The sequence below is a fragment of the Streptomyces hokutonensis genome (genome assembly GCF_000376565.1).
Classification (GTDB): domain Bacteria; phylum Actinomycetota; class Actinomycetes; order Streptomycetales; family Streptomycetaceae; genus Streptomyces; species Streptomyces hokutonensis.
On record NZ_BARG01000003.1, the window covers coordinates 14,887 to 40,007 of the forward strand.

General features: G+C 70.9%; 18 protein-coding genes and 1 pseudogene. 7 read left to right on the forward strand and 12 right to left on the reverse strand.

Annotated features, from left to right (window positions below; all coding sequences use genetic code 11):
* Positions 1-86: 86 nt before the first annotated feature.
* From SSP08S_RS00960 to SSP08S_RS00970, 3 genes are all read right to left on the reverse strand, one after another.
* The gene (locus SSP08S_RS00960) at positions 87-1,679 is read right to left on the reverse strand and encodes a vWA domain-containing protein (protein ID WP_019065697.1); all 1,593 of its coding nucleotides are present in this window, start codon (positions 1,677-1,679) and stop codon (positions 87-89) included.
* A gap of 148 nt (positions 1,680-1,827) precedes the next feature.
* The gene (locus SSP08S_RS00965) at positions 1,828-2,691 is read right to left on the reverse strand and encodes an ABC transporter permease (RefSeq protein ID WP_019065698.1); all 864 of its coding nucleotides are present in this window, start codon (positions 2,689-2,691) and stop codon (positions 1,828-1,830) included.
* The gene (locus tag SSP08S_RS00970; protein ID WP_019065699.1) at positions 2,688-5,642 is read right to left on the reverse strand and encodes an alpha/beta fold hydrolase; all 2,955 of its coding nucleotides are present in this window, start codon (positions 5,640-5,642) and stop codon (positions 2,688-2,690) included. Before SSP08S_RS00970 ends, SSP08S_RS00965 begins: the two co-directional genes overlap by 4 nt.
* Positions 5,643-5,757: 115 nt before the next feature.
* Between SSP08S_RS00970 and SSP08S_RS00975 the strand changes: the two genes are divergently transcribed.
* The gene (locus SSP08S_RS00975) at positions 5,758-6,201 is read left to right on the forward strand and encodes a GNAT family N-acetyltransferase (protein WP_019065700.1); all 444 of its coding nucleotides are present in this window, start codon (positions 5,758-5,760) and stop codon (positions 6,199-6,201) included.
* Between the two features lie 9 nt (positions 6,202-6,210).
* Here SSP08S_RS00975 and SSP08S_RS00980 read toward each other — a convergent pair whose 3' ends face one another.
* From SSP08S_RS00980 to iolC, 6 genes and pseudogenes are all read right to left on the reverse strand, one after another.
* The gene (locus tag SSP08S_RS00980; RefSeq protein WP_019065701.1) at positions 6,211-7,620 is read right to left on the reverse strand and encodes an APC family permease; all 1,410 of its coding nucleotides are present in this window, start codon (positions 7,618-7,620) and stop codon (positions 6,211-6,213) included.
* A 198-nt stretch (positions 7,621-7,818) separates the two neighbouring features.
* A complete protein-coding gene (gene mmsA, locus SSP08S_RS00985; RefSeq protein WP_019065702.1) occupies positions 7,819-9,321 on the reverse strand; it encodes a CoA-acylating methylmalonate-semialdehyde dehydrogenase in 1,503 nt (500 codons plus the stop codon).
* Positions 9,322-9,335: 14 nt separating this feature from the next.
* On the reverse strand, positions 9,336-11,252 hold the full coding sequence (iolD, locus tag SSP08S_RS00990) for a 3D-(3,5/4)-trihydroxycyclohexane-1,2-dione acylhydrolase (decyclizing) (protein ID WP_019065703.1): 1,917 nt from the start codon (positions 11,250-11,252) through the stop codon (positions 9,336-9,338).
* Positions 11,253-11,389: 137 nt separating this feature from the next.
* Positions 11,390-11,587 (reverse strand): annotated as a pseudogene (locus SSP08S_RS63180) (5-deoxy-glucuronate isomerase); the annotation flags it as partial.
* A gap of 22 nt (positions 11,588-11,609) precedes the next feature.
* The gene (locus SSP08S_RS00995) at positions 11,610-12,479 is read right to left on the reverse strand and encodes a Cgl0159 family (beta/alpha)8-fold protein (RefSeq protein ID WP_043259209.1); all 870 of its coding nucleotides are present in this window, start codon (positions 12,477-12,479) and stop codon (positions 11,610-11,612) included.
* Positions 12,480-12,622: 143 nt separating this feature from the next.
* Entirely contained in the window at positions 12,623-13,573 is a 951-nt protein-coding gene (gene iolC, locus SSP08S_RS01000; RefSeq protein ID WP_019065705.1) for a 5-dehydro-2-deoxygluconokinase, read from the reverse strand.
* Between the two features lie 336 nt (positions 13,574-13,909).
* On the opposite strand from iolC, the gene SSP08S_RS54650 reads away from it, so the two are divergent.
* Both SSP08S_RS54650 and SSP08S_RS01010 read left to right on the forward strand, forming a co-directional pair.
* Positions 13,910-14,743, forward strand: coding sequence for an AraC family transcriptional regulator (locus SSP08S_RS54650; protein ID WP_051105835.1), 834 nt, complete (start codon positions 13,910-13,912; stop codon positions 14,741-14,743).
* 419 nt (positions 14,744-15,162) lie between these two features.
* Positions 15,163-15,363, forward strand: coding sequence for a helix-turn-helix transcriptional regulator (locus tag SSP08S_RS01010; RefSeq protein ID WP_019065707.1), 201 nt, complete (start codon positions 15,163-15,165; stop codon positions 15,361-15,363).
* Between the two features lie 79 nt (positions 15,364-15,442).
* On the opposite strand, the gene SSP08S_RS01015 is transcribed toward SSP08S_RS01010, so the two are convergent.
* Positions 15,443-16,486 carry a zinc-dependent alcohol dehydrogenase family protein gene (locus SSP08S_RS01015; protein WP_026178073.1) on the reverse strand — a complete coding sequence of 348 codons (1,044 nt, stop codon included), beginning with the start codon at positions 16,484-16,486 and terminating at the stop codon, positions 15,443-15,445.
* Positions 16,455-18,716: an MMPL family transporter gene (locus tag SSP08S_RS01020; RefSeq protein WP_019065709.1), complete on the reverse strand. Its 2,262-nt coding sequence runs from the start codon at positions 18,714-18,716 to the stop codon at positions 16,455-16,457. Before SSP08S_RS01020 ends, SSP08S_RS01015 begins: the two co-directional genes overlap by 32 nt.
* Positions 18,717-18,885: 169 nt before the next feature.
* On the opposite strand from SSP08S_RS01020, the gene SSP08S_RS01025 reads away from it, so the two are divergent.
* Complete coding sequence (locus SSP08S_RS01025; protein WP_019065710.1) at positions 18,886-19,551, forward strand: TetR/AcrR family transcriptional regulator; 666 nt, start codon at positions 18,886-18,888, stop codon at positions 19,549-19,551.
* Here SSP08S_RS01025 and SSP08S_RS01030 read toward each other — a convergent pair.
* A complete protein-coding gene (locus SSP08S_RS01030; protein ID WP_019065711.1) occupies positions 19,529-20,740 on the reverse strand; it encodes a cation:proton antiporter in 1,212 nt (403 codons plus the stop codon). The genes SSP08S_RS01025 and SSP08S_RS01030 overlap by 23 nt on opposite strands.
* 61 nt (positions 20,741-20,801) lie before the next feature.
* On the opposite strand from SSP08S_RS01030, the gene SSP08S_RS01035 reads away from it, so the two are divergent.
* The 3 genes from SSP08S_RS01035 to SSP08S_RS01045 all read left to right on the forward strand — a co-directional run bounded on the left by SSP08S_RS01035 (position 20,802) and on the right by SSP08S_RS01045 (position 24,435).
* The gene (locus tag SSP08S_RS01035) at positions 20,802-21,752 is read left to right on the forward strand and encodes a PrsW family intramembrane metalloprotease (protein WP_019065712.1); all 951 of its coding nucleotides are present in this window, start codon (positions 20,802-20,804) and stop codon (positions 21,750-21,752) included.
* 83 nt (positions 21,753-21,835) lie between these two features.
* On the forward strand, positions 21,836-22,075 hold the full coding sequence (locus SSP08S_RS01040; protein WP_019065713.1) for a heavy-metal-associated domain-containing protein: 240 nt from the start codon (positions 21,836-21,838) through the stop codon (positions 22,073-22,075).
* 98 nt (positions 22,076-22,173) lie between these two features.
* Positions 22,174-24,435, forward strand: coding sequence for a heavy metal translocating P-type ATPase (locus tag SSP08S_RS01045; RefSeq protein ID WP_019065714.1), 2,262 nt, complete (start codon positions 22,174-22,176; stop codon positions 24,433-24,435).
* The last annotated feature ends 686 nt before the right edge of the window (positions 24,436-25,121 follow it).

Here is a 25,121-nt window from a genome sequence, read left to right on the forward strand (position 1 = left end):
GTGAGACGGTGACTGGGGCGTCAACTTACTCGCAAGTAGGGGAAGGTCAATGGGGCCGGTGGGATCGAGTGCGGGTTCGGTCGGGTTCAGTTCATCCGGCTTGCCTCGTCGATCGCTTCCGCGAGTTGCTGTACGTCCTTGTCCTCCGTCCGCTTCGCCAACGTGTGGGCGCGGTCGGCGAGTTCGTCGAGGCCGGGGTTGCCGGGCAGGGAGCCGGAGTCGTCTCCCTGTGTGCGGAGGGAGTCGGCGAAGTAGGCGGCCACCGCGGTGACCTGGAAGCGGGGCGAGGCGCCGGCCAGGGAGTCGTGCAGGGCGTCGGTCTCCAGCTGGCCCGACTCCTCGTGCGGGGCGCGGGTGTTCGGGTCGAGCCAGCGGACGCTGGCCGTGGCGAGGTGGCCGTCGGCGCCGGGCCTGGTGCGGACGGCGTAGAGGGCGGTCACGGTGTGGCCGGGGCCGATCTCGCCGCCGTCGACGTTGTCGTCGCGGAAGTCGTCGTCGGCGACCTTGCGGTCCTCGTAGCCGATGAGGCGGAACTGCGCGACCGTCTCGGGGTCGAAGGCGACCTGGGCCTTGGCGTCGCGGGCGGTGAGGTCGATGTTCTGCGGGAGTTGGTCGACGAAGACCTTGCGGGCGCCGGCGTCGTCCGAGACGTAGGCGGTGTGGCCGTCTCCCTTGTCGGCGAGTTTCTCCATCAGGGCGTCGCCGTAGTCGCTGCCGACGCCGACGCCGAACAGGGTGATGCCGTGGTCGCGGCGTTCGTTCGCGATGCGTTCCAGGATCGAATCGGCGTTGGTGTCACCGGTGTTGGCGAGGCCGTCGGAGATGAGGACGACCCGGTTGGTGGCGCCCTCGCGCAGGCCCTCGGTGGCGGTGGCGTAGCCGGTCTCGACGCCGGCCCCGAGGTTGGTGGAGGACTGGGTCTCCAACTCGTCGATGGCGTGGTGGACTTTGCCGCGGTGGCCGTCGAGGCGGGTCATCGGGAGGACGGTCTCGGCCTCGTCGCTGAAGGTGACGAGGGCGACCGAGTCGTCGTCGCGCAGCCGGTCCGTCATCTCGTCGAGGGACTTCTTGGCGAGGTCGAGGCGGCCCGTCTCGGCCATGGAGCCGGAGACGTCGATGACGAACGTGAGGGCGGCGGGCGGGCGTTCATCGCTGTCGTCGGCGGTGCGGGTGGCGAGGCCGACGCGGATCAGGGACCAGTTGGCGCTGTCGGTGCGGGCGCCGTCGACGGTGACCGTGAAGCCGTTGCCGTCGGGGCGGTCGTAGTCCTGCCGGAAGCTGTTGACGAACTCCTCGGGGCGGATCGTCGACGGGTCGGGCAGCTGTCCGTCGGCGAGGACGCGGCGGGCGTAGCCGTAGGAGGCCGTGTCGACGTCGAGGGCGAAGGTGGAGAGGTAGTCGGGGGACGGGGCGATCTTGTCTGCGGGGGTGTTTGTCTGTTCGCCGTCCTGTTCGCTGCTGTTGTCACCGCCGGAGGTGGTGGCGGGGGCCGGGGCCGGGAAGCCGGTCCGGTTGGACGCGTTCGAGCCGTCGGATTGGCCGCCGCCGCCCGCGCTGCAGCCGGTGAGCAGCAGGCCGCCCGCGGCGGTGAGGGCTAGCAGGGTGGCGCGCAGGTGCCGGGTGCGGTGGCGGGCGTACTCCTGCGCCGGTCGTGTTCGGTCGGTGTGGCTGGTCTCCATCTCCCGTGCCCCCTCGGTCCGTTGACGTCGGCTTCTTGCGACTGTGACGGCGGAGGGGACGGGAACGTGCGCTACGGGGAGTTGCGGAAGCGTCTCGAAGGGGTCGCGATCATGGCCCGTCGAGACCGGTGGGTGATCCTCCGGTGACCTAGGAAACGATGTCCTTGCGGGCGAAACCCCGGAAGGCCAGGGCGAACAGCACGATGGCGTACGTAACGGAGACCGCCGTGCCCTGGATCATGCCGGACCACTCGGGATGCGGCTGTACGGCGTCCGCCCAGGCGAACTGCCAGTGCGCGGGCAGGAAGTCGCGCCAGTGGCCGAGCGCGGTGACGGCGTCCAGGACGTTGCCGACGATGGTCAGGCCGACCGCGCCGCCGACCGCGCCCAGGGGTGCGTCGGTCTTCGTCGAGAGCCAGAACGCGAGCCCGGCGGTGACCAGTTGGGACACGAAGATGTACGCCACCACCACGAGCAGGCGTTGGGCGGCCGTGCCCGAGCCGATCGTGCCGCCGGTGGGCAGCTCCAGCGGTCCCCAGCCGTAGGCGGCGGTGCCGACGGCCAGGGCGACGAGCGGGAGCAGGACCATCGCGCCGAGGCTGAGGCTCAGGCCGACGACCAGCTTGGACCACAGCAGGCGGGCCCGGGGCACGGGTGCCGCCAGCAGATAGCGCAGGGAGGACCAGCTGGCCTCCGAGGCGACGGTGTCCCCGCAGAACAGGGCGACCGGGACGACCAGGAGGAAGCCGGCCGACACGAACAGGTTCACCGCGGCGAAGTTGGCGCCGGACGCGGTGGCCGTGTCCATCAGGGTCACCTGGCCGTTGCGCTCGCCCGGGGTGCCGCCGATCGCGAAGGCGGCCACCAGGACGAAGGGCAGCGCGGCGAGGATGCCGCCCATGACCAGGGTGCGGCGCCGCTTCAGCTGCCGGACCAGCTCTACCCGGAGGGGCAGTGTGCGGCCCGCGCGGTAGCCGGAGGCCACCTCTACGGGCTCGGCGAGCGTGCTCATGCGGAACCTCCGATCAGGGTGAGGAAGGCGTCTTCCAGGCGGCGGTGGGGGCCGACGGAGGAGACGGGGACTTCGAGCCGTACGAGTTCCACCAGGAGCCGGGCCGCGGTGGGCGAGCCGTGGGTGGGGTGCGCCGAGGAGGGGCCCGGTGCGGTGGACGGGGCCGCCGGGTCCTCCGCGAGGGACGGGGGCACCGGCGCGTCGAGCGCGGTGCCGGGGGCATCGGCCGTGGCGGAGGTGGCCGGCTCGGCGAGTGCGACACCGGACGCCTCGGCTGTGCTGGCGCCCTGCGCCTCGCGAACCGCGCCGGCACCCTCCGCCACGGCGCCGCCCGCCGGGGAGGCGGCGGACACCAGGCGGTCGCCGGGGGCCGGTTGGTCGGCGGACACCGGGTGGTCACCGGAGGGCGGACCGTCGTCGGAGGCCAGCCGCAGCAGCAGGCCGCCCTCCGCCCGTGTCACCGACTCCACGTCCGGAAGGGCCGCGATCTTGTCGACCAGCGGGTCGGGAATGTCGGCGGCCAGGCCGACGAGGAGGGTGTCTCCGGAGCCGATGATCTCGGCGACCGGGCCCGCCTGGACGAGTCGGCCGCGGTCCATGACCACGAGGTGGGTGCAGGACTGCTCGACCTCGGCGAGGAGGTGGCTGGAGACGATGACCGTGCGGCCCGCCTCCGCGTAGCGGATCATCACCTCGCGCATCTCGCGGATCTGCGGCGGGTCGAGGCCGTTGGTCGGTTCGTCGAGGATGAGGAGGTCGGGCAGGCCCAGCATGGCCTGGGCGATGGCGAGGCGCTGGCGCATGCCCTGGGAGTAGGTGCGCACCGCGCGGGCGAGCGCGTCGCCGAGGCCCGCGATCTCCAGGGCCTCCTCCAGGTGGGCGTCCTCCGGGGGCCGTCCGGTCGCCTGCCAGTACAGCTCCAGGTTCTCGCGGCCGGAGAGGTGCGGGAGGAAACCAGCGCCCTCGACGAAGGCACCGACCCGGGACAGCACCGGGGCGCCCGGGCGGATCGCGTGACCGAAGACCCTGATCTCGCCGTCGTCCGGTTTGATCAGGCCCATCAGCATGCGCAGGGTGGTCGTCTTGCCCGCGCCGTTCGGGCCCAGCAGGCCGAGCACCTGGCCCTTCTCGACACGGAAGGACAGATCCCGTACCGCGTACCGGTCCGCCGACTTCGCGTACCGCTTGCTCAAGTCGGTGATCTGGAGCGGGACTTCGGCCAGCTCGGGGTCGGGGGGTGTGGACGCCGTACGCCTGCGTCCGGTCAGCAGCAGTGCCAGTGCGAGCGCCGCGCCGGCGAGCGGGAGCCACCAGACCCAGGACGGCAGTGTCGCCGCAGCGGTCGTCACACCCGGGGCCGTGGGCACCTTGAGGTCGCTCTTCAGGGTGACGGTGTACGTCGCCGGGGTCGCCGGGGAGGAGTACGCGAGGTCCGTCGAGGCGAGGACCAGGCGCAGGTGGTGGCCGCTCTGGACGTCGTAGTCGATGGCCGGGAGGGTGATCGTGACGTCCTTGCCCGCCTCGGCGCCCTCGACCCTGAGGGGAGTCACCAGCTGGGAGGGCAGCACCTGTTGAGTGCCGCCCGGGCCGACGTCGTAGACCTTGCCGAAGAGGACGGCGTCGTCGCTCGTCGACTTGACGTGGACGGTGACCGTGGGCGATCCGGTGATGCGGAGGCCCTGGGTGAGGGGCTTGGAGTCGAACGCGGCGTACTGGCCGGGGAAGTCGAGGGAGATGCCGACGCCCAGGGAGGACAGCTGGGACAGGCCGCCCGCGCTGCCGAGGCCGGGGAGGGCGGAGATCGCGGGCGGGCTGGCGCCGGCCGGGTTGGTGAAGGACTGCTCGCGGCGGCCGGTGAGGGCGATCGTGCGCGGGTCGTTCTCCAGGCCTGGGTACGCGCTGCCGCTCGCGCCGCGCAGCAGGGCGGCGCCGTCCGTGGAGTCGACGCCTCCGGTGCGGGTGACGCGGAAGGCCGGTCCTGTGTCGGTGTTCTTGTCGTCCTTCAGGTACCGGTCGAACCACGAGGTCACGCGGGCCTGGACACGGCTCGTCTCCATGTCGCCGCCGTCATGGCCGCCCGCGATCCAGTCGACGTCCACGGGGGCGCCGTTGGCGCGGATCGCCTTCGCGGCGGCGTCGGCCTGGCCGAGCGGGAAGAGGGAGTCGGTCTGGCCCTGGAGGAGGAGGGTCGGCACGTTGATGTGCGTGGCGACGGCGGACGGGGAGCGCTCCTGGAGGAGTGCGCGCGCTGCCGCGTCGGGCTTGCCGGACTCGGCGACGCGGTCGTACATCGCGCACAACTGGGGATCGAAATTGGCGCAGCCGCCACCGGAGTTGATGAAGATGCTCGCCCAGAGCTTCTTGAAGACGCCGTTCGGGAACAGGGCGTCGGCGAGGTTCCAGTACGTGATCGCCGGGGCGATGGCGTCCACGCGGTCGTCGTAACCGGCGGCGAGCAGGGAGATCGCTCCGCCGTAGGAACCGCCCGCCACGCCCACGCGCGGGTCGCCGGGCTTGTCCAACTGGACGTCCGGCTGCTTCGCCAGCCAGTCGATCAGCTTGGAGACGTCCTTGACCTCGCCGTCCGGGTCGTTCAGGCCGATCTTGCCGGTCGACTTCCCGAAGCCGCGCGCGGACCAGGTCAGTACCGCGTACCCGTCTCTGGCCAGGCCCTCGGCCTGCTTCCGTACGTCGTCCTTGCTGCCGCCGAAGCCGTGGGCCAGGAGGACGGCGGGGCGGCGACCGGTGGTGCCGGAGGTGAAGTACGAGGTGTCGAGACGCACTCCGTCCACGGCCATGACGCGGTCGGAGCGGTGCACCGGAGGCGGCTCGTCGGAGGCAACCGCCGTCCAGGTACCGGCACCCACGAGCACCACGACGGCGGCCCCGGCGGCCAGCAGGCGCCGGGGCCTTCGCAGCAGCCCTCGCAGGGCGGGCAGTCGAAGATCCATGCCTCAACGGTACGGCCCGCGACTGACAACCGAGGCAGCCCCCGGACCGAACCTCCGCCCCTCCCCGGGGAGTACGAGCCCGTTCCCGCATACCGCGTCCGTGGTACGAAGTCCCATGGACAGCTTGGGCAGAGCGGACACCTTCACGATCCGCCGAGCGACCTCCGCCGCCGAGGTCGCCGCGGCCGAGTACCTCTTCGACGGTCCCGTCCGCGCCGAGTGGGCCGAGCGTTTCCTGACTGCCGGCGGACACCATCTCTTCCTCGCGTACGACGGCGGCGGGCCGACGCCGGTCGGCTTCGTCAGCGGGGTCGAGACGACGCACCCCGACAAGGGCACCGAGATGCTGCTCTACGAACTCGCGGTCGCGGAGCCGTATCGCCGCCGGGGGCTCGGGCGGGCGCTGGTGCGGCGGCTGGACGCGCTCGCGCGGGAGCGGGGCTGCTACGGGATGTGGGTGCTGATCGACACCGGGAACGACGTCGCCCTCGCCACCTACCGCAGCGCGGGTGGCAAGGACGACGGGTCGTGCTCCGTGGTGACGTGGGACTTCACGTAGTGAAGTCGCTTACGCCCGCTGGTCCTCCGGGATCGACACCAGCCAGCGGGTCTCGCGGCGCGGGCGCAGATAGAACGCCCAGTAGAGGGTGGCGACGGCGACTGTGCCGCCCGTCCACAGCAGGTAGCTCGTCTCCTGCTGCGTGAGGATGTACGCCAGGACCGCGATCAGGAGAATCGGCATCGCGGGCCAGAGCGGCATGCGCCACGCGCGCGTGTGCCTGTGTTGGCCTCGGCGGGAGAGCAGGGCGGCGACCGCGACCAGCAGGTACATGCCCGTCACCGACACGCCCGTCACGCCGTACAGGGTGTCCAGGTTGACGAAGCAGAGGACTGCTCCGGGGATGCCCACGGCGAGGGTGGCCACCCAGGGGGAGCCGAAACGGCCGAGCTTGGAGAAGACCGTGTTGACCGGGGTGGGCCAGGCCTTGTCGCGGGCGGAGGCGAAGAGGACACGGGAGTTCTGGATGACCATGACGATGCCCGCGTTGATGATCGCGAGGGCCACGCAGAGGCTGACGAAGGTGCCGACCGCCGAGTTGGACCAGGCGGTGACCATGCTGCTGATGTCGCCGCCGGTCAGTTCGGAAAGGTCGGACGCGCCCATGGTGATGGCGACCACCGGGACCAGGATGATCACCGTGGAGATCGCGAGGGTGGCGAGGACCGTGCGGGCCACGTTGCGGCGCGGGTTCTCCAACTCCTCGGAGAGGTAGACCGCCGTCGAGAAGCCCTGGGTGACGAAGAGGGCGATCGCCAGGCCGGAGACCACCAGCATCGCCGTCACCGTGTCCGTGTGGCCGCCGGTGCCCGCCACCTGCATCGAGGTCAGGCTGCCCAGGCCCCGGTGGCTGTGCGTGAAGCCGAGGAGGGCTACGACTCCTGCCGCAATGACCTCCAGGACCAGGAAGATGCCGGTGATCCACGCGTTGGCCCGCAGGTCCAACAGGCCCGCCAGCGTGGCCAGGAGCATCACCCCGGCGCCCGTCATCGACGGGTTCAGGTGGACGATCGGGGTCAGGTAGTCCGCCGTGCCCATCGCTATCACCGGCGGGACGATCATCACGACCAGGAGCGAGAGGACGAAGACCAGCCAGCCCGCCAGGCGGCCCGCCAGCGTCGACACCATCGCGTACTCGCCGCCCGCGCTGGGGATGAGGGTGCCCAGCTCCGAGTAGCAGAACGCGACGGCGATGCAGAGGACCGAGCCGATCCCGATCGTGAGGGCGGTCGCGGTGCCCAGCGAGCCGAACAGGTCGGGGACGACCACGAAGAGCGTCGAGGCCGGTGTCACGCAGGAGAGCGTCAGGAGCGTGCCGCCGACGATGCCGATGGAGCGCTTGAGCTGCCGGGGGCTTCGGGAGCTGTCCGACGGCGCCTCGGAAACGGCGGCCTCGGCAGTGGGGAGGGTGTCGGTCACGGGCCTGATGGAACATTGACGGAAACCATCACGTCAATGGGTGTTCACCTACGGAATCCGTTGATCCAGTCCACCTAAAGTGACGTATTCGGCGCCCGAGGGCAGTGTCGGCCCCGGTTCGGGTTCCTACGGTTACCGCAGTCGTCGTAGCGAAAAAATGGGGCCGTCCGCGATACGGACGGCCCCACTCGGTCGGGATCAGTGGTTGCGCGGGAACCCGAGGTCGACGCCGGTCGGGGCGTCGGCCGGGTCGGGCCAGCGGGTGGTGACGACCTTGCCGCGGGTGTAGAAGTGCGTGCCGTCGTTGCCGTAGATGTGGTGGTCGCCGAAGAGGGAGTCCTTCCAGCCACCGAACGAGTGGTAGCCGACGGGGACCGGGATCGGGACGTTGACGCCGACCATGCCGGCCTCGATCTCCAGCTGGAAGCGGCGGGCGGCGCCGCCGTCGCGGGTGAAGATCGCGGTGCCGTTGCCGAAGGGGGAACTGTTGATGAGGGCCACGCCCTCGTCGTACGTGTCCACGCGCAGGACGCAGAGGACCGGGCCGAAGATCTCGTCCGTGTAGGCCTTCGCGGTGGTCGGCACCTTGTCGAGGAGGGAGATGCCGATCCAGTGGCCGTCCTCGAAGCCCTCGACCGTGTAGCCGGTGCCGTCCAGGACGACCTCCGCGCCCTCGGCCGCAGCGCCCGTGACGTAGGACGCCACCTTGTCGCGGTGGACGGCGGTGATGAGCGGGCCCATCTCGGAGGTGGGGTCGTTGCCGGGGCCGATCTTGATCTTCTCGGCGCGCTCGCGGATCTTCTCGACCAGCTCGTCGCCGATGGAGCCGACCGCGACCACGGCGGAAATGGCCATGCAGCGCTCGCCCGCCGAGCCGTAGGCCGCGGACACGGCCGCGTCGGCCGCCGCGTCCAGGTCGGCGTCGGGCAGGACCAGCATGTGGTTCTTGGCGCCGCCCAGGGCCTGGACGCGCTTGTGGTTCGCGGAGGCCGTGGTGTGGATGTAGCGGGCGATGGGGGTCGAGCCGACGAAGGAGACCGCCTTGACGTCCGGGTGCTCAAGGAGCCGGTCGACGGCCACCTTGTCGCCGTGCACGACGTTGAAGACGCCGTCCGGGAGGCCCGCCTCGGCGAGCAGTTCGGCGATCTTCAGGGACGCCGACGGGTCCTTCTCGGAGGGCTTGAGGACGAAGGTGTTGCCGGTCGCGATGGCGATCGGGAACATCCACATCGGCACCATGGCGGGGAAGTTGAACGGCGTGATGCCGGCCACGACACCCAGCGGCTGGCGGATCGACGCGACGTCGACGCGCGAGGCGACCTCGGTCGACAGTTCGCCCTTGAGCTGCACGGTGATCCCGCACGCCAGGTCGACGATCTCCAGGCCGCGCGCGACCTCGCCCAGCGCGTCGCTGTGCACCTTGCCGTGCTCGGCGGTGATCAGCTCGGCGATGGCGTCCCGGTTGGCCTCCAGCAGCGCCCGGAACTTGAAGAGGATCGTGGTCCGCTTGGCGAGCGAGGACGTGCCCCAGGTCGCGTAGGCGTCCTTGGCGGCGGCGACCGCCGCGTCGACCTCCTCGACCGACGCGAACGCGACCTTCGTGGTGACCGCGCCGGTCGCCGGGTCGGTGACCGGCCCGTAGTTCCCCGACGCGCCTTCGACGGTCTTGCCGCCGATCCAGTGGTTGACGATCTTCGTCATGCCCAGTTGCTCCTTCACAGATGGCGGCGTCGGGTGGTGACGTGCCGTTCGTACAGCTCACGTGCCTTGACCGCGGACGATCGGGCCGCGGTCTCGGCCACAGGAACATCCCACCAGGCCTGCGCCGGAGGCGCGCCCGACACAGTGTCTGCGGTTTCGGTCTCCACGTAGACACAAGTGGGAGTGTCCGCGGCCCGCGCCTCGGCGAGCGCCGTACGCAGGTCACGGACGGTCTTCGCGCGCAGCACGCGCATGCCGAGGCTGGCCGCGTTGGCGGCGAGGTCGACGGGCAGCGGGGCGCCGGTGTAGGAGCCGTCGTCGGCCCGGTGGCGGTAGGCGGTGCCGAACCGCTCGGCGCCCACCGACTCCGACAGGCCGCCTATGGACGCGTACCCGTGGTTCTGTATCAGCAGCACCTTGATCGCGATGCCCTCCTGTACGGCGGTCACGATCTCCGTCGGCATCATCAGATAGGTGCCGTCGCCGACCAGCGCCCACACCGGCCGGTCCGGCGCGGCCAGCTTCACACCGATCGCGGCCGGGATCTCGTAGCCCATGCAGGAGTAGCCGTACTCCAGGTGGTACTGGTCGTACGACCGCGTCCGCCACAGCTTGTGCAGATCGCCGGGGAGCGAGCCGGCTGCGTTGATGAGGATGTCCGACGCGTCGACGATCTCGTCGAGCGCGCCCAGGACTTGGGGCTGGGTGGGGCGTACGTCGGGCTCGTCGGCCTCGTAGCAGGCGTCGACGCGCTGTTCCCAACGCTCCTTGTCCTCGCGGTACTCGGCGATGTACGACGCGTCGACCCGGTGGCCGTGGCGGCCCAACTCCCTTGCCAGCGCGGCCAGTCCGCCGCGGGCGTCCGCGATCAGCGGCTGTCCGGCGAGCTTGTGGCCGTCGTACGGGGCGATGTTGAGGTTGAGGAAGCGGACGCCGGGGCGCTCGAAGAGGGTGTGGGAGGCGGTGGTGAAGTCGGTGTAGCGGGTGCCGACACCGATCACCAGGTCGGCCAGGCGGGCGAGTTCGTCGGCGGTCGCGGTGCCGGTGTGGCCGATGCCGCCGACGTCCTGCGGGTGGTCGTGGTTCAAGGAGCCCTTGCCGGCCTGGGTGGAGGCGACCGGGATGCCGGTCGCGGCGGCGAATTCGGCGAGGGCGGCCTCGGCGCGGCTGTGGTGGACTCCGCCGCCCGCGATGATCAGGGGACGTTTCGCGGCCCGGATCGCCCTTACGGCGGCGGCGAGTTCGGCCGGGTCGGCGGCCGGTCGCCGTACGTACCAGGTGCGTTCGGCGAAGAACTCGTCCGGCCAGTCGTGCGCCTCGGCCTGAACGTCCTGCGGGAGAGCGAGAGTCACGGCCCCGGTCTCGACCGGGTCGGCGAGGACGCGCATGGCGTTCAGGGCGGCGGGGATCAGCGCTTCGGGGCGGGTGATCCGGTCGAAGTACCTCGACACCGGGCGCAGGCAGTCGTTGACCGACACATCGCCGGCGTACGGGACTTCGAGCTGCTGGAGCACCGGGTCGGCGACCCGGGTGGCGAAGGTGTCGCCGGGGAGGAGCAGGACCGGGAGGTGGTTGATCGTGGCGAGCGCTGCGCCGGTGACGAGGTTGGTGGCGCCGGGGCCGATGGAGGTCGTGACGGCGTGCGCGGACAACCGGTTCGACTGCCGCGCGTAGCCGACCGCCGCGTGCACCATGGACTGTTCGTTACGGCCCTGGTGGTACGGCATGACCGGTGACGCGGGGGGTGTCTCCCCGCCGGGCACGGTGGCGTACTCGATGAGCGCCTGGCCGAGCCCGGCCACGTTGCCGTGGCCGAAGATGCCCCAGGTCGCACTGATCAACCGCCGCCGTACGCCGTCGCGTTCGGTGTACTGGGCGGACAGGAAGCGTACGAGCGCCTGTGCGACCGTGAGCCTCGTCGTTGAGGTCATCGGTGTTCCTCCGTGTGGTCCGGGTGCAAGCTGATCCGCAACTCCGGTACGGCTCCGCGACCCCGTCCGACTCGATGCCCGGGGCCGGGAACCTCAGTGCGCATGTTCCAACACGCAGGGTGATCGGCCGTGTTGGAGACCTCCGGCGCGGGGCCGTAGCGAGCGGGGAGTCGTCGCTCGCACTTCGCTCCTGCCAGGGCGAAGCGGCCTCCCGCGCCGGAGGCGTTCTGGGCCCGGGCGAACATTCTTTCCCCGCCCGGGAGTTGGACCTTTTGGTCCGTAATTCGCACGGTACATCCACCGCCGATCGGAAGCACGATCCGCTGCCCGTCACCGGCGGCCGTCATCAGCCGGCCCTCACAGCAGACCTACGGCGGTGTCGACGGCGGCGGCCACATCTCCGTCCGGCGGATAGAGCAGCGAACGGCCGACCACCAGGCCCCGCACGGTGGGGAGTTGGAGGGCGCCGCGCCACTTCTCGTAGGCGCCGTCCTGGTCGTCGCCGACCTCGCCCCCGAGGAGGACGGCGGGGAGGGTGGAGGTCTCCATGACCTGGGCCATGTCGTCCGGGTTCTCGGTGACCGGGAGCTTGAGCCAGGTGTAGGCCGAAGTGCCGCCCAGGCCCGAGGAGATGGCGATGGACTTGATGACGGCCTCGGCGCTCAGGTCGTTCTTCAGCTTGCCCTCGTCGGTGCGGCGGCTGATGAACGGCTCGACGAACAGCGGGAGTCGACGTGCGGCCATGTCGTCGATGGCGCGGGCGGTGGACTCCAGGGTGGTGAGCGAGCCCGGGTCGTCGTAGTCGATGCGCAGCAGCAGCTTGCCCGCGTCGAAACGGAGCCGCTCGATGTCCTCGGCGCGGTGGCCGGTGAAGCGGTCGTCGAGCTCGAAGCTGGCGCCCTGGAGGCCGCCGCGGTTCATCGAGCCCATGACGACCTTGCCGTCGAGGGCGCCGAGGAGGAGCAGGTCGTCCAGGATGTCGGCGGTCGCGAGAACACCGTCGACGCCGGGGCGGGACAGCGCGAGGCAGAGGCGTTCGAGCAGTTCGGCACGGTTGGCCATGGCGAACTTGCGGTCGCCGACGCCGAGGGCGCCGCGGGCCGGGTGGTCGGCGGCGACGATCATCAGCCGGCCTGCGTCGTTCAGGAGGGGGCGCCGGATACGGCGGGCGGCGGCCTCGGCCACCGCCTCGGGGTGGCGGGCGCGGACGCGGACGAGCTCGGAAATATCGACGCGGGGGCCGGTGCCACTGTCGTGACCTGAGGGTCCGGAGTTGCCCACGGGACCGGAGCTGCCGGAGCCTCCTTCGTGACCGGTGAGACCGTCCCCGCCCTCGCGCTCGTGCTCCGCGCCCGCCACGCGGCCGGCCCTCACAGCACCGCTCCGGCCGCGATCGCGCCCTCGACCTCGGCGACCGTGGGCATCGCGGACGAGCACTCCAGGCGCGAGGCGACGATCGCCCCGGCCGCGTTGGCGTGCCGCATGATCTTCTCCAGGTCCCAGCCGGCCAGCAGACCGTGGCAGAGCGAGCCGCCGAAGGCGTCGCCGGCGCCGAGTCCGTTGAGTACGTTCACGGGCAGCGGGGGCACCTCGGCCGACTCGCCGTCCCGGTTGACCGCGAGGACACCCTTGGGGCCCTGCTTGACGACGGCGAGTTCGACACCGGCGTCCAGCAGCGCGCGGGCGGCGGCGTGCGGCTCGCGCACTCCGGTGGCGACCTCCACCTCGTCGAGGTTGCCGACCGCGACGGTGGTGTGGCGCAGGGCCTCCTCGTAGAACGGGCGGGCCGCGCTCGGGTCCTTCCAGAACATCGGCCGCCAGTCGAGGTCGAAGACCGTCGTACCGGACTTGGCGCGGTGCGCGAGCGCCGCGAGGGTCGCCGTACGGCTGGGCTCCTCGCTCAGGCCCGTGCCGGTGATCCAGAAGATGCGGGCCTCGTGGATCGCGTCCAGGTCGAGCTCGTGGGCGTCGATCTCCAGGTCCGGGGCCTTGGGCCGGCGATAGAAGTACAGCGGGAAGTCGTCCGGCGGGAAGATCTCGCAGAAGGTGACCGGGGTCGGGTAGTCCGCGACCGGGGTGACCCAGCGGTCGTCGACGCCGAAGTCGCGCAGCGCCTCGTGCAGGTAGGTGCCGAAGGGGTCGTCGCCGGTGCGTGAGACCAGGGCGACCTCGCGACCCAGGCGGGCGGCGGCCACTGCGACGTTCGCCGCCGAGCCTCCGAGGAACTTCCCGAAGGTCGTCACCTGGGGCAGCGGCACGCCCGTCTGCAGCGGATAGAGGTCCACCCCTAGCCGCCCCATGGTGATCAGGTCGTACGCCATCGACTTCCCCTTTATTTCGGCTCTCCCCGGTTTCTAGTCCCGGGGGCCGAGCCCTGTCAATGTTTTGTCCAGACATTCGGACGAGACGGGTGGAAGCGGTTGTTTGTCGGGTGCGGGTCTGTTGTGGTTGCTCGCGCCCGCGCGGCGTAGCCGCATATCGATACAGCCCCGCGCCCCTTACGGGGCGCTGTAGGGCCGTAGGACTATCGGTGGATGTCTGCTGCCTTGCGCGTTCGTACCGGGCATGGGCCCGGTGGGTCATGGGAGACCGTGGTCGCGTCACCGCATCCCCGACTCCGTCCCGGGGTCATCAGTTATCGCGGGATTCGGCTTGCCCTGTCGCGGCCGCGGGCTCGGTTGGAGGCGCCGATCGGGGCCGCGACCTTGCTGTTCGGGTTCGAGGGGACTGTCCGGATCTCGCGGGTGGGGCGGGAACCGGCCACGCTCGGGTCCGTGTTCTGCGGGCCTACGACCACTGCCGCGCTCGGTGAGCACAGTGGGCGGCTCGCGGGGGTCGAGGTGCTGTTGATGCCGTGGGCCGCGTTCACGCTGTTCGGTACGGCTCAGCACGAGCTCGCCGACCGGGTGGTGGACCCCGACGAACTGCCGCACGCCCTCGGCTCCCGCTGGGCCGGCATCGGTGAACTGGCCGCCGCGCTCGCCTCGTTGCCGACCTGGAGCGCCCGGTTCGGGCTGCTGGACGAGGTGTTCACCCGCTGGTCGGCGGCCGGTACGCCGAGTTCGGCGCGGGTGGAGCGGGCCTGGTCGGAGCTGGTGCGGAACTGGGGCGCGGTGCCGGTGCCCCGGCTCGCCGACGAAGTGGGCTGGAGCGTACGGCAGTTGGAGAACCGCTTCCGGGAACAGATCGGGCTCGGCCCCAAGGCGGCGGCCCGCGTACTGCGCTTGCAGCGCGCCCGGCGGCTCCTCGCGGCCGGGCACAGTCAGGCGGAGACGGCGGCGGTCTGCGGCTTCTACGACCAGGCGCATCTGAGCGGCGAGTTCAGGGCGATGACGGGGTGCACGCCGGGCCAGTTCATGGCGGGCCGGGCCGGTCCGCCGGTGACGCGGCCCGGGATGCCGGCCGGGGACCGGATGACGGGCGAGGCGACGAGTCTGCTGGTCGCTCCCGGTCGGGGTGCGTTTTTCTCCAAGACCGGCCGGGCGCGTTGATGCAGGCTGATCACCTGGCCGGTTGATCCCCGGGGACGCGCAGGCCTCCGGGGACCGGCCGGTCCGAGGGGGATACGGGGGGGTGCGGGGAAGCCGGTGGGCCGGGCCCGGCGCAGCGGGTCCGGCCCACCTTGCTGCGCCCCCTCTTTTCCGTCAGGTGTCAGCCTTTCCGCCAGGTGTCAACGCGCCGCGCCCTCACGCCCGCGTACGCCTTTGCGTCACTTGCGTCACAAAAGCCCCCCTCGCGTCACACATGTCGCGTGTACGCGGGTCTTGGGTCACACCCGACCCACAGGCACTTCCCCTTCCTCACTCTGTGTCGTTGACCGGGCACAGGCTTTGTGATCGCCAGCGCAGCGCACGGCTCCCCCGACGGCCGCCCCCGGCCGCCGCCGCGGCGCGCGCAGGGAGGTGCACTGATGACCGACCGACGGCTCTGGTCGTACAAGGAAATCGCGGCCCACATCCGGGTCCAGCCCGACACCGTCCGCTCCTACCGCAAGCACGGCCTGCTGCCCCCGCCCGACCACGTGGAGAGCGGCAAGCCCTACTGGTACGCCGACACGGTCCGGGCCTGGGTGGCCTCCCGCCCGGGCAACCGGGGGCGCCGGGACGACTGACCCGAGCGGAGTGCCGACGCTGTGCCGGGTCCGGGTAGCGAGTGCCCGGTATCGCGTCGGCGCGGTTTTGGCTCCGCCCTCACCTCCACGGCTCGATGACCGTCACCCCCGCTCCCGGTGCCGTGCCCATCGCGGCGAGGGCTGCCGGGGTTTCGGCCAGGGTGATCGTGGAGGTGGTCAGGAGGTCGGGGCGGAGTGCTCCCGAGCGGACCAGCTCCAGCATGGGTGGGTAGGTGTGGGCCGCCATGCCGTGGCTGCCGAGGAGTTCGAGTTCCAGGCCGATCGCGCGGGCCATCGGGACCGGGGTCGTACCGGAGGGAGAGGGGAGCAGGCCCACCTGGATGTGGCGGCCGCGGCGGCGCAGGCCGTTCACCGACGCGGCGCAGGTCGCCGGTGAGCCCAGGGCGTCCAGGGAGAGGTGGGCGCCGCCGCCCGTGAGCTCGCGGATCGCCGCAGCCGTGTCCGGGGTGCTCCTGCCGTCCACGCACTCCGCCGCCCCGAACTTCCTTGCCAGGTCCAGTGCTTGGGGTGAGATGTCGACCGCGATGACTCTGGCGCCGGACGCCGCCGCGATCATCACCGCCGACAGGCCGACTCCGCCGCAGCCGTGCACCGCGACCCACTCCCCCGCGGCGACCCGGCCGCGCTGCACCACGGCGCGGAACGCCGTCGCGAACCGGCAGCCGAGCGAGGCCGCCGTCGCGAACGACATTCCGTCGGGGATCGCCACCAGGTTCACGTCGGCGTGGTCCAGCGCCACGTACTGGGCGAAGGAGCCCCAGTGCGTGAAGCCGGGCTGGGTCTGCCGCTCGCACACCTGCTGGTCGCCGGCTGCGCATGCTCCGCAGGTTCCGCAGGCGCACACGAACGGGACGGTGACCCGGTCGCCGGGGTGCCAGTTGGTCACCCTGGCGCCTACCGACTCAATGACACCGGCGAGTTCGTGGCCCGGTACGTGCGGGAGTGCGATGTCGGGGTCGTGGCCCTGCCAGCCGTGCCAGTCGCTTCGGCACAGGCCTGTGGCCTCGACCCTCACGATCACTCCGTGGTCGGCGGAGTGGGGGTCCGGTACGTCGCGTACGTCGGCGGGGTCACCGTATTGCTCGTACACCACCGCTTTCATTCAGGCTCCCATCGCCGTTTTCGTCTGCCGGTGCGTTGTGGCTGGTCGCGCAGTTCCCCGCGCCCCTGGGTGGGTTCTCTCCTCCCTCGCTGAGACCGAACCGGTCATGCACCTTCCGCAACCAACCCGGTGCCCACCATGTCGCCCTCCCCGTCAGCTTCATCACCGCCGGGACCAGCAGGCTCCGGACGATCATCGCGTCCATCAGGACCGCCAGCGCGATGCCAAGCCCGAGCATCTTCGTGTTCGTGACCCGGGACGTGCCGATCGCGACCATCACCACTGCCAGGATCACCGCCGCCGCTGTGATCAGGCCACCCGTGCGCTGGAGGCCGTGGCGGACCGCCTCGTTGTGGTCGCCTGTGCGGTCGTACTCCTCCTTGATGCGGGAGAGCAGGAAGACGCCGTAGTCCATGGAGAGGCCGAAGGCGACGCAGAACATGAGGACGGGCAGGGTCGTCTCTATGGAGCCGGTGCTGGTGAAGCCGAGGAGGCCGGAGAGGTGACCGTCCTGGAAGACCCAGACGACCGCGCCGAACATCGCGGTGAGGCTGAGCGCGTTGAGCAGGACCGCCTGGAGGGGGATCACCACGCTGCCGGTCAGGAGGAAGACCAGGAGCAGGGTGACCACGGCGATGAGGCCGGCCGCCCAGGGCAGGCGGCTCGCTATCGCGTGCTTGGAGTCGACCAGGACCGCCGCGGTGCCGGTCACCTCGGTCGTGAAGGGGGCGTCCGTGGCGCGCAGGGCGCCGACCAGGCGCTGGGCCGTGGTGTCGACGGCCTCGCCCTTGGGGAGCACGGTGAAGTACGCCGAGTCGCCCTGTACCACCGGTCCGTCCACCCGTACCACCTCGGGCAGTTGGGCGATCCGGGTCTTGTACGCGGTGTACTGCGCCGGTGTCGCCCGGCCCTCGGCGAGTACTTCGAGGGTGCCGCCGGGGTTGCCCGGGAAGCCGTCGCGGATGTGCTGCTGCACGACGTGGGACTCGGCGCCCGAGGGCAGTTGGCGGTCGTCGGCGGTGCCGAACTTGACGCCCAGGAAGGGCAGTCCGAGGACGACGAGGACGGCTGTGGTGGCGAGGGCGAAGAAGGGGGCCCTGCGCATCACCAGGCCGGCCGTACGGGCCCAGGCCGTGCCTTCCTCTCCTGAGGCCTTCGCCGGGCGGCCCCGGCGGAACAGGCGCCGTAGATCGAGGGAGTTGACCCGGTGGCCGAGCAGGAGCAGGGCCGCCGGGAGGAGGATCAGGGCGGCTGCCGCGGCCAGGAGCACCACGGCGATGCCCGCGTAGGCGAAGGAGCGCAGGAAGTACATCGGGAAGACGAGCATCGCGGCCAGGGAGACCGCGACCGTGAGGGCGGAGAAGAGCACCGTGCGGCCGGCCGTGCGCAGGGTGGTGGCGATGGCGGGCAGCGGCTCGGCGCCGGTGGACAGTTCCTCGCGGAAGCGGCGGACGATGAACAGGGCGTAGTCGATGGCCAGTCCGAGGCCCAGGGCCGTGGTGAGGTTCAGCGCGAAGACCGAGACGTCCGTGAACTCCGTGAGGCCGCGCAGCACCGCGTTCGTCCCGAGGATCGCGACGATGCCGATGCCGAGCGGGAGCAGGGCGGCGATCGCGGAGCCGAAGACCATCACCAGCAGGAGGAGCGTCACCGGCAGGGCGATCATCTCGGCGCGGGCGAGGTCCTCCTTGATGGTCGTCTGCATCTCGTGGCGGACGGCGACGATGCCGCCGACCTCGACCTTCACCGGGCCGTGGGTGCCGCGGAGGGCGGGTGCGATGCGGTCCAGGGTGTCGGTCGTCGTCTTCTCGTCGCCCGTGAGGTGGGCGGCGATCAGTGCCTCGTGTCCGTCCTTCGCGCGCAGGGACGGGGACTTGGTCCCCCAGTAGGAGCCGACGCCTGTGACGCCCCGCTCGCCGGTCAGCCGGGCGGTGAGGCGGGCGGCCTCGGCGGTGACCGCCGGGTCGTCCACCGAGGCGCTGCCGGAGTCGACGAGGAGCAGGAGGTTGGGCTGGGAGGCCGGGAACTCACGCTCCAGTGCCTTGGTCGCGTACGTCGACTGGGCCGTCGGGTCCTCCCAGCCGCCGCTGCCCAGCCGGTCGGCGACCCCGCTGCCGGCCACCACGGCGAGCGCGGTGAGCACCAGGGCCACGAGCAGCGACAGCCGGGGGCGGGCGGTCACGAAACGTGTCCACCCTCCGAGGCTCGGCGGGCTGTTGACTTCGGTCATCGCGCGGTGCTCCCCTTCACCATGACCCGTGCCTCCGCGCAGGCAGGTGGCAGGGGTCGGCATTGCCATAGAATGGGCGAACACGAGAGATCGCTCGCGTTTCGCCAGGATCAGAATGCGAGTGACCGCTCGCGTTTGTCAACGCCGTTCGGAGAGCTGGGGATAACTCGTGTCCGTGGACCAGGAGAAGGCCGGCCCCCGCCGCCAGGCCCGCGGCGAGCGCCGCATCGCCCAGCTGCTGGAGGCCGCCGCCAACGTCTTCTGCACGACGGGCTACACGGCCTCCAGCACCAACGCCATCGCCCGCGAGGCCGGCGTCTCACCGGGCACGCTCTACCAGTTCTTCCCGAACAAGGAAGCGATCGCGATCGAGCTGGGCGACCGGCTCATCCACCAGATGCGGGAGACCACCGGCGAGGCGCTCGCCGCGGTCGACCCGTCGACCCCGCTGGAGGAGGCGATCGGCACCCTCGTCGACCGTTTCACCGCCTTCAGCTGCCAGCACCCGGTGTTCTTCGCCCTGATGCACGGCCCGGACATCCCCGGTCGGCTCACCGAGGAGCACGACGCGCTGCACGCGCATCTGCTCGGCCAGGTCGAGGCACTCGTCGCGGCGTTCCTGCCCGGCGCCCCCGCCGCCGACGTCACCCGTACCGCGCACCTGTGCCTGGGCCTCTACAAGGCCGGCCTGGAGCTGGTCCTCTCCCACGAGGGCGCCGAACGCGACGCGTACGTCCGGGAGTTGAAGAACGTACTGATCCGCTATCTGGAACCGCTGCTCACCGAGTACCGGGACCGGGCCACCGCGGACCTCACCACGACTCGGACCCCCTGACGGCCCCTTCCGCCCTCTCCGCCGCCCCCACCCGCTCGCCCCGCAACCGCAGCGCGACCAGCGGAAACACCAGCACCGACACCATCGCCGCGCCGACCAGCGCCGCCGCGTCCGCCGACTTCAGGACCTTGTCGTCGACCCCGATGGTGGTGATGGCGACGACTAGGGGCAGCGCGGTGGAGGCGAGGAGGGTGAGGGCGCGCCGGTCCCGTCGTACGAGATCGCGCGGGGCGAGGACGTAGACCGGAAGGCCGCGGACCAGGAGGAACAGCGCCAGGAACACCGGGAGGAGCAGCAGGGCGTGGCCCCCGGACAGCAGGGCGTCCAGGTCGAACTCGATGCCGGTGACCACGAAGAACACCGGTACCAGGAAGCCGAAGCCCATCGCCTCGACCTTCTCCAGGACCGAACCCGCGCTCTCCGGGGCCGCGCCGTGCAGCACCAGGCGGGTGATCAGGCCGGCGGCGAAGGCGCCCAGGAGGGTGTCGAGGCCGAGGGCCTGGGAGATGCCCAGCATCACCGCCAGGAGGAGCACCACGAGCCGTACGGCGAACTGACCGCTGCTGTGCAGGGTCTTCTCGATGACGCGGGAGAACCACGGTGGGCGCGGGCGCAGCGCCCACCACACCGCGCCCGCCGTGAGCAGGGCGAACGCGGCGAGCAGTGCCGTAGAGCGGCCCGGCGCGCGGCCGCTGAGCAGCAGGGCCATGGCGATGACCGGACCGAACTCCCCCACCGCGCCGAACGCCAGCATCACGGACCCGAAGCGCGAGTGCAGGTCCCCCGCGTCGCGCAGCACCGGCAGGACCGTGCCGAGGGCGGTGCTGGTGAGGGCCGTACCGACGTAGACGCCCTTGGACCAGCCGGCGAGGAGGGTGGCCAGGGCGAGGCCGAGAGCGAGGGAGATCAGCCACGCGCGTGCCGACCGTTTCAGCGTGTCGCCGCGGATCCGGTCGAACTCGATCTCGTACCCGGCGAGGAAGATCAGCATCGTCAGACCGAGGTCGGAGAGCGTGTCGATCACCTGTCCGTCGCCCGCCCAGCCGAGTACGTCAGGCCCTACGAGGATGCCCAGCAGGATCTCGAAGATGACCAGCGGGACCGGGAGCCATCGGCCGATCCCGTAGGCCAGCAGGGGTGCCAGTACGGCGACGGCCATGATCAGGACGAGCGTCCCGGACTGCGACATGAGGCGTATCTACCATAAAGTGCCGGTAAATCTGCCCTGTAGGAGTACGAGGGGATTTGCCGTGACCTACTCTCCGCCGCCCGGCGCGCCCCGGGCCCGTATCCCCGGGCCGCAGCAGCCGCCGCCGACGTACCCCCAGATCCGCACCGGCCTGTGGAAGCAGTGCCTGGGCGGCGGGCTGGCGCTGTGGGCGCTGACCGCGCTGGTCACGTACGCGACGAAGAACACCACCCTGCTGCCGACGCTGATCCTGCTCGGCAGCTTCCTGGTGCCGGTGACCTTCGTCCTGTGGGCGTACGAGCGGCACGGGCGCGACCTGGGCGTCAGCGTGATCCTGGGCTGCTTTCTGACCGGCGGCACGCTCGGGGTGCTGGGCGCCTCGGTGATGGAGTACTACCTGCTGCATCCCTCCCTGGGGATGTTCGTCGGCGTCGGGCTGATCGAGGAGGCCGCGAAGCTCGGGGCGCTGATGTTCGTGCTGCGCCGGCAGCCGCGGCTGCACGGGATCCGCGCGGGACTGGTGCTCGGCGCGACGGTCGGCTTCGGTTTCGCGGCCCTGGAGAGCGCCGGGTACGCCTTCAACGCGGCCGTCTCCACCAAGGGCATCGATCTGCGGGCGCTCCTGGAGACCGAGATCCTGCGCGGGGTCCTCGCGCCCTTCGGGCACGGCCTGTGGACGGCGGTCGCGGGTGCGGTCCTGCTCTCCTACCGGCAGCTGAACGGTCGCTTCCGTTTCACCGGGGCGGTCGTCGGAACGTATCTCGGCGTCTCGGTGCTGCACGCCCTGTGGGACTCGACGCACGGCATCGCGATCTGGCTGGTGGCCCGGTTCTCGGGCGCGGGCCTGGACCGGCACCTGTTCGCCCAGGGGTACATCCCCCGGCCGACCGACCAGCAGGAGCACCTCTTCACGATGTTCTCGGTGGGCGGAATGGCCCTCGTGGCGCTGCTCGGGGTCGGCTGGGTGCGGTCGCTGGCCCGCCGCGACCCCTCTTGGAGAAATACCCCCTAGGGGTATACCCTGGGTTCCAGAGTGAGCCACCGTGGGCCACTCCGACCCCAACTGCCTCCACACGCCTCCACGAGGAGAACGACATGAGCGCCCAGACCGACACCCAGGGTTCCGTCACCACCGTCTACAAGGTGAGCGGGATGAGCTGCGGACACTGCGAGGGCTCCGTCTCCGGCGAGATCTCGGAGCTGCCCGGCGTCAGCTCGGTGAAGGCCGTCGCGTCGACCGGCGAGGTCACCGTCGTGTCCACCGCCCCGCTCGACGCCGAGGCCGTCCGCGCGGCCGTCGACGAGGCCGGCTTCGAGCTCGTCGGCCAGGCCTGACACAGCACCGGCAGCACACTTCTGTTCTCTCCGACCGGGCCGTGCCGACCAGCTGATACTGGCTCCGCGCGGTCCGGTCCGATGTCTGGAGTCCGGACATGACCAGCACCACCACGATCGGCACCACAGCAGACACACCCATAGCCCCGGCCCCCGAAGCGGCCGAGGTCGAGCTGCTCATCGGCGGGATGACCTGCGCCTCCTGCGCGGCCCGCGTCGAGAAGAAGCTCAACCGCATGGACGGCGTCAGCGCCACCGTCAACTACGCGACGGAGAAGGCGAAAGTCAGCTACCCGGCGGGCATCCAGGTCGCGGACCTCATCGCGACCGTGGTGAAGACCGGGTACACCGCCGAGGAACCCGCACCGCCGGAGCCCGAAACACCGTCCGCCCCGGCGGCCGATCCCGAACTCGCCTCCCTGCGCGAGCGGTTGACCGTCTCCGCCGTCCTCGCGCTGCCCGTCGTACTGCTCTCCATGATCCCGGCCCTCCAGTTCGACAACTGGCAGTGGCTCGCGCTCACCCTGGCCGCGCCGGTCGTCGTCTGGGGCGGACTCCCGTTCCACAAGGCCGCGTTGACCAACGCCCGGCACGGCGCCGCCACCATGGACACCCTCGTCTCGGTCGGCACGCTGGCCGCGTTCGGCTGGTCGCTGTGGGCGCTGTTCTGGGGCGACGCGGGCATGGCCGGTATGCACGACGAGTTCCGTCTCACCGTCTCGCGCACGGACGGCGCCTCGACGATCTACCTCGAAGTGGCCGCCGGAGTCGTCGCGTTGATCCTGCTGGGCCGCTATCTGGAGGCCCGCTCCAAGCGGCGGGCGGGCGCGGCCCTGCGCGCGCTCATGGAGTTGGGCGCCAAGGACGTGGCCGTCTTGCGGGACGGTCGTGAAGTACGGCTCCCGGTCGGCGAGTTGAAGGTCGGGGACCATTTCGTCGTACGGCCCGGGGAGAAGATCGCGACCGACGGCACCGTCGTCGAGGGCGTCTCCGCGGTCGACGCGTCGATGCTGACCGGCGAGTCGGTACCGGTGGACGTGGCACCGGGTGACACGGTCACCGGCGCGACCGTCAACGCCGGCGGGCGGCTGGTCGTAGCGGCGAGCCGGGTCGGTTCGGACACCCAACTCGCGCGCATGGCGCGGCTGGTGGAGGACGCGCAGAACGGCAAGGCCGAGGTACAGCGGCTCGCCGACCGGATCTCCGGGATCTTCGTGCCGGTGGTGCTGCTGATCGCGCTCGGCACGTTCGGGACGTGGCTCGCGGTCACCGGCGACACGGCCGCCGCGTTCACCGCGGCCGTCGCCGTGCTGATCATCGCCTGCCCGTGCGCGCTGGGCCTGGCCACCCCGACCGCCCTCATGGTCGGCACCGGCCGCGGCGCCCAACTGGGCATCCTGATCAAGGGCCCCGAGGTCCTGGAGTCCACCCGCCGCGTCGACACGGTCGTCCTCGACAAGACCGGCACGATCACCACGGGCCGCATGACCCTCCAGGAGGTCTACGTCGCCGAAGGCACCGACGAGAGCCGGCTCCTGCGGCTCGCGGGCGCCCTGGAGCACGCCTCCGAGCACCCCGTCGCGCGGGCGGTGGCGGCGGGCGCGGAGGAGCGCGTCGGCACACTTCCGCCCGCCGAGCACTTCGAGAACATGCCCGGCCGTGGCGTACGCGGGCGCGTAGAGGGCCGTGAGGTGGCCGTGGGGCGCCTCTACGACACCCTGCCCGAGGAGTTGACCCGGGCCGCCTCCGAGGCCGAGAGCCGCGGCCGTACGGCCGTGGTGGTCGGCTGGGACGGAGAGGCGCGCGGGATCGTCGCGGTGGCCGACGCGGTCAAGGAGACCAGCGCCGAGGCCGTGCGCGAGCTGCGGGCGCTCGGGCTCACGCCGGTGCTGCTGACCGGCGACAACCGCGCGGTCGCGGACGCCGTGGCCGCCGCCGTCGGGATCTCCCCCGGCGATGTCATCGCCGAGGTGCTGCCCGAGGACAAGGTCGACGTCGTGCGACGGCTGCAGGGCGAGGGGCGGACCGTCGCCATGGTCGGCGACGGCGTGAACGACGCGGCCGCGCTCGCCGCCGGGGACCTGGGGCTCGCGATGGGCACCGGGACGGACGCGGCGATCGAGGCGAGCGATCTGACGCTGGTGCGCGGGGACCTGCGAGTGGCCGCGGACGCGATCCGGCTGTCCCGGCGGACCCTCGGCACCATCAAGGGCAACCTCGTATGGGCTTTTGGATACAATGTGGCGGCGCTTCCGCTGGCCGCCGCGGGCATGCTGAACCCCATGATCGCGGGGGCCGCGATGGCCTTCTCCTCGGTGTTCGTGGTCTCCAACAGCCTGCGACTTAGGACATTTCGCTGAAGTTCCGCAAAGTTACCGGGAGTTACGGGAACCTGAAGTAAGAGTCCCTCTAGAGACCGACGACGGCCTCACATAAGCTCTTCACAAGCCTCGCGCATCATCCTTACGCTGGGGTCCCGACCGCGACATCGGGGCTCTTGCGCATCTAACGGACATATGCAAGAGACGCAGATCACAGTGATGTGAACGTAACCATCGAAGGGGTTCGAAGGTCTAAGTTGACGATGTCAGTAAGCGTCTTGGGGGGCGCGAACTGGCATCTGAGGATGTCTTGGGGGACTTCCTCAGAGATGCGTTGCCGGGACACGTACACCGGGGAGCTTTGAGCGGCCCTCCCGTCGTGCGGTGTCCCGGCAGATCGCACACATCACTGGCTCCACCCAGTAGTACGAGGAGTTTTGCTCGTTCTGCTCAGTTCAACGAAGCTCAGTTTCACCGAGCTTCGGCACGACAGCGATTCAGGCGCTGGTTCTCACAAGCGCCCGGCCGGATCCCGTGGGGGGAATCCGCACCGGGACATGGGAAGGCGCCCTGTACGCCGGCCCGTGGGGGGACCGTCGGCAGGGCGCCTTCTTCCATCTTTTTTTGAGGCTCGGTTCGCCTCCAGGGCGGCAAAGTCGGTGTCGAAGGGGCGCCGTCTTGAGTTGCCGTGTTGCAGCGCGCCTGTTTTTTAGGGGCGCGGGGAA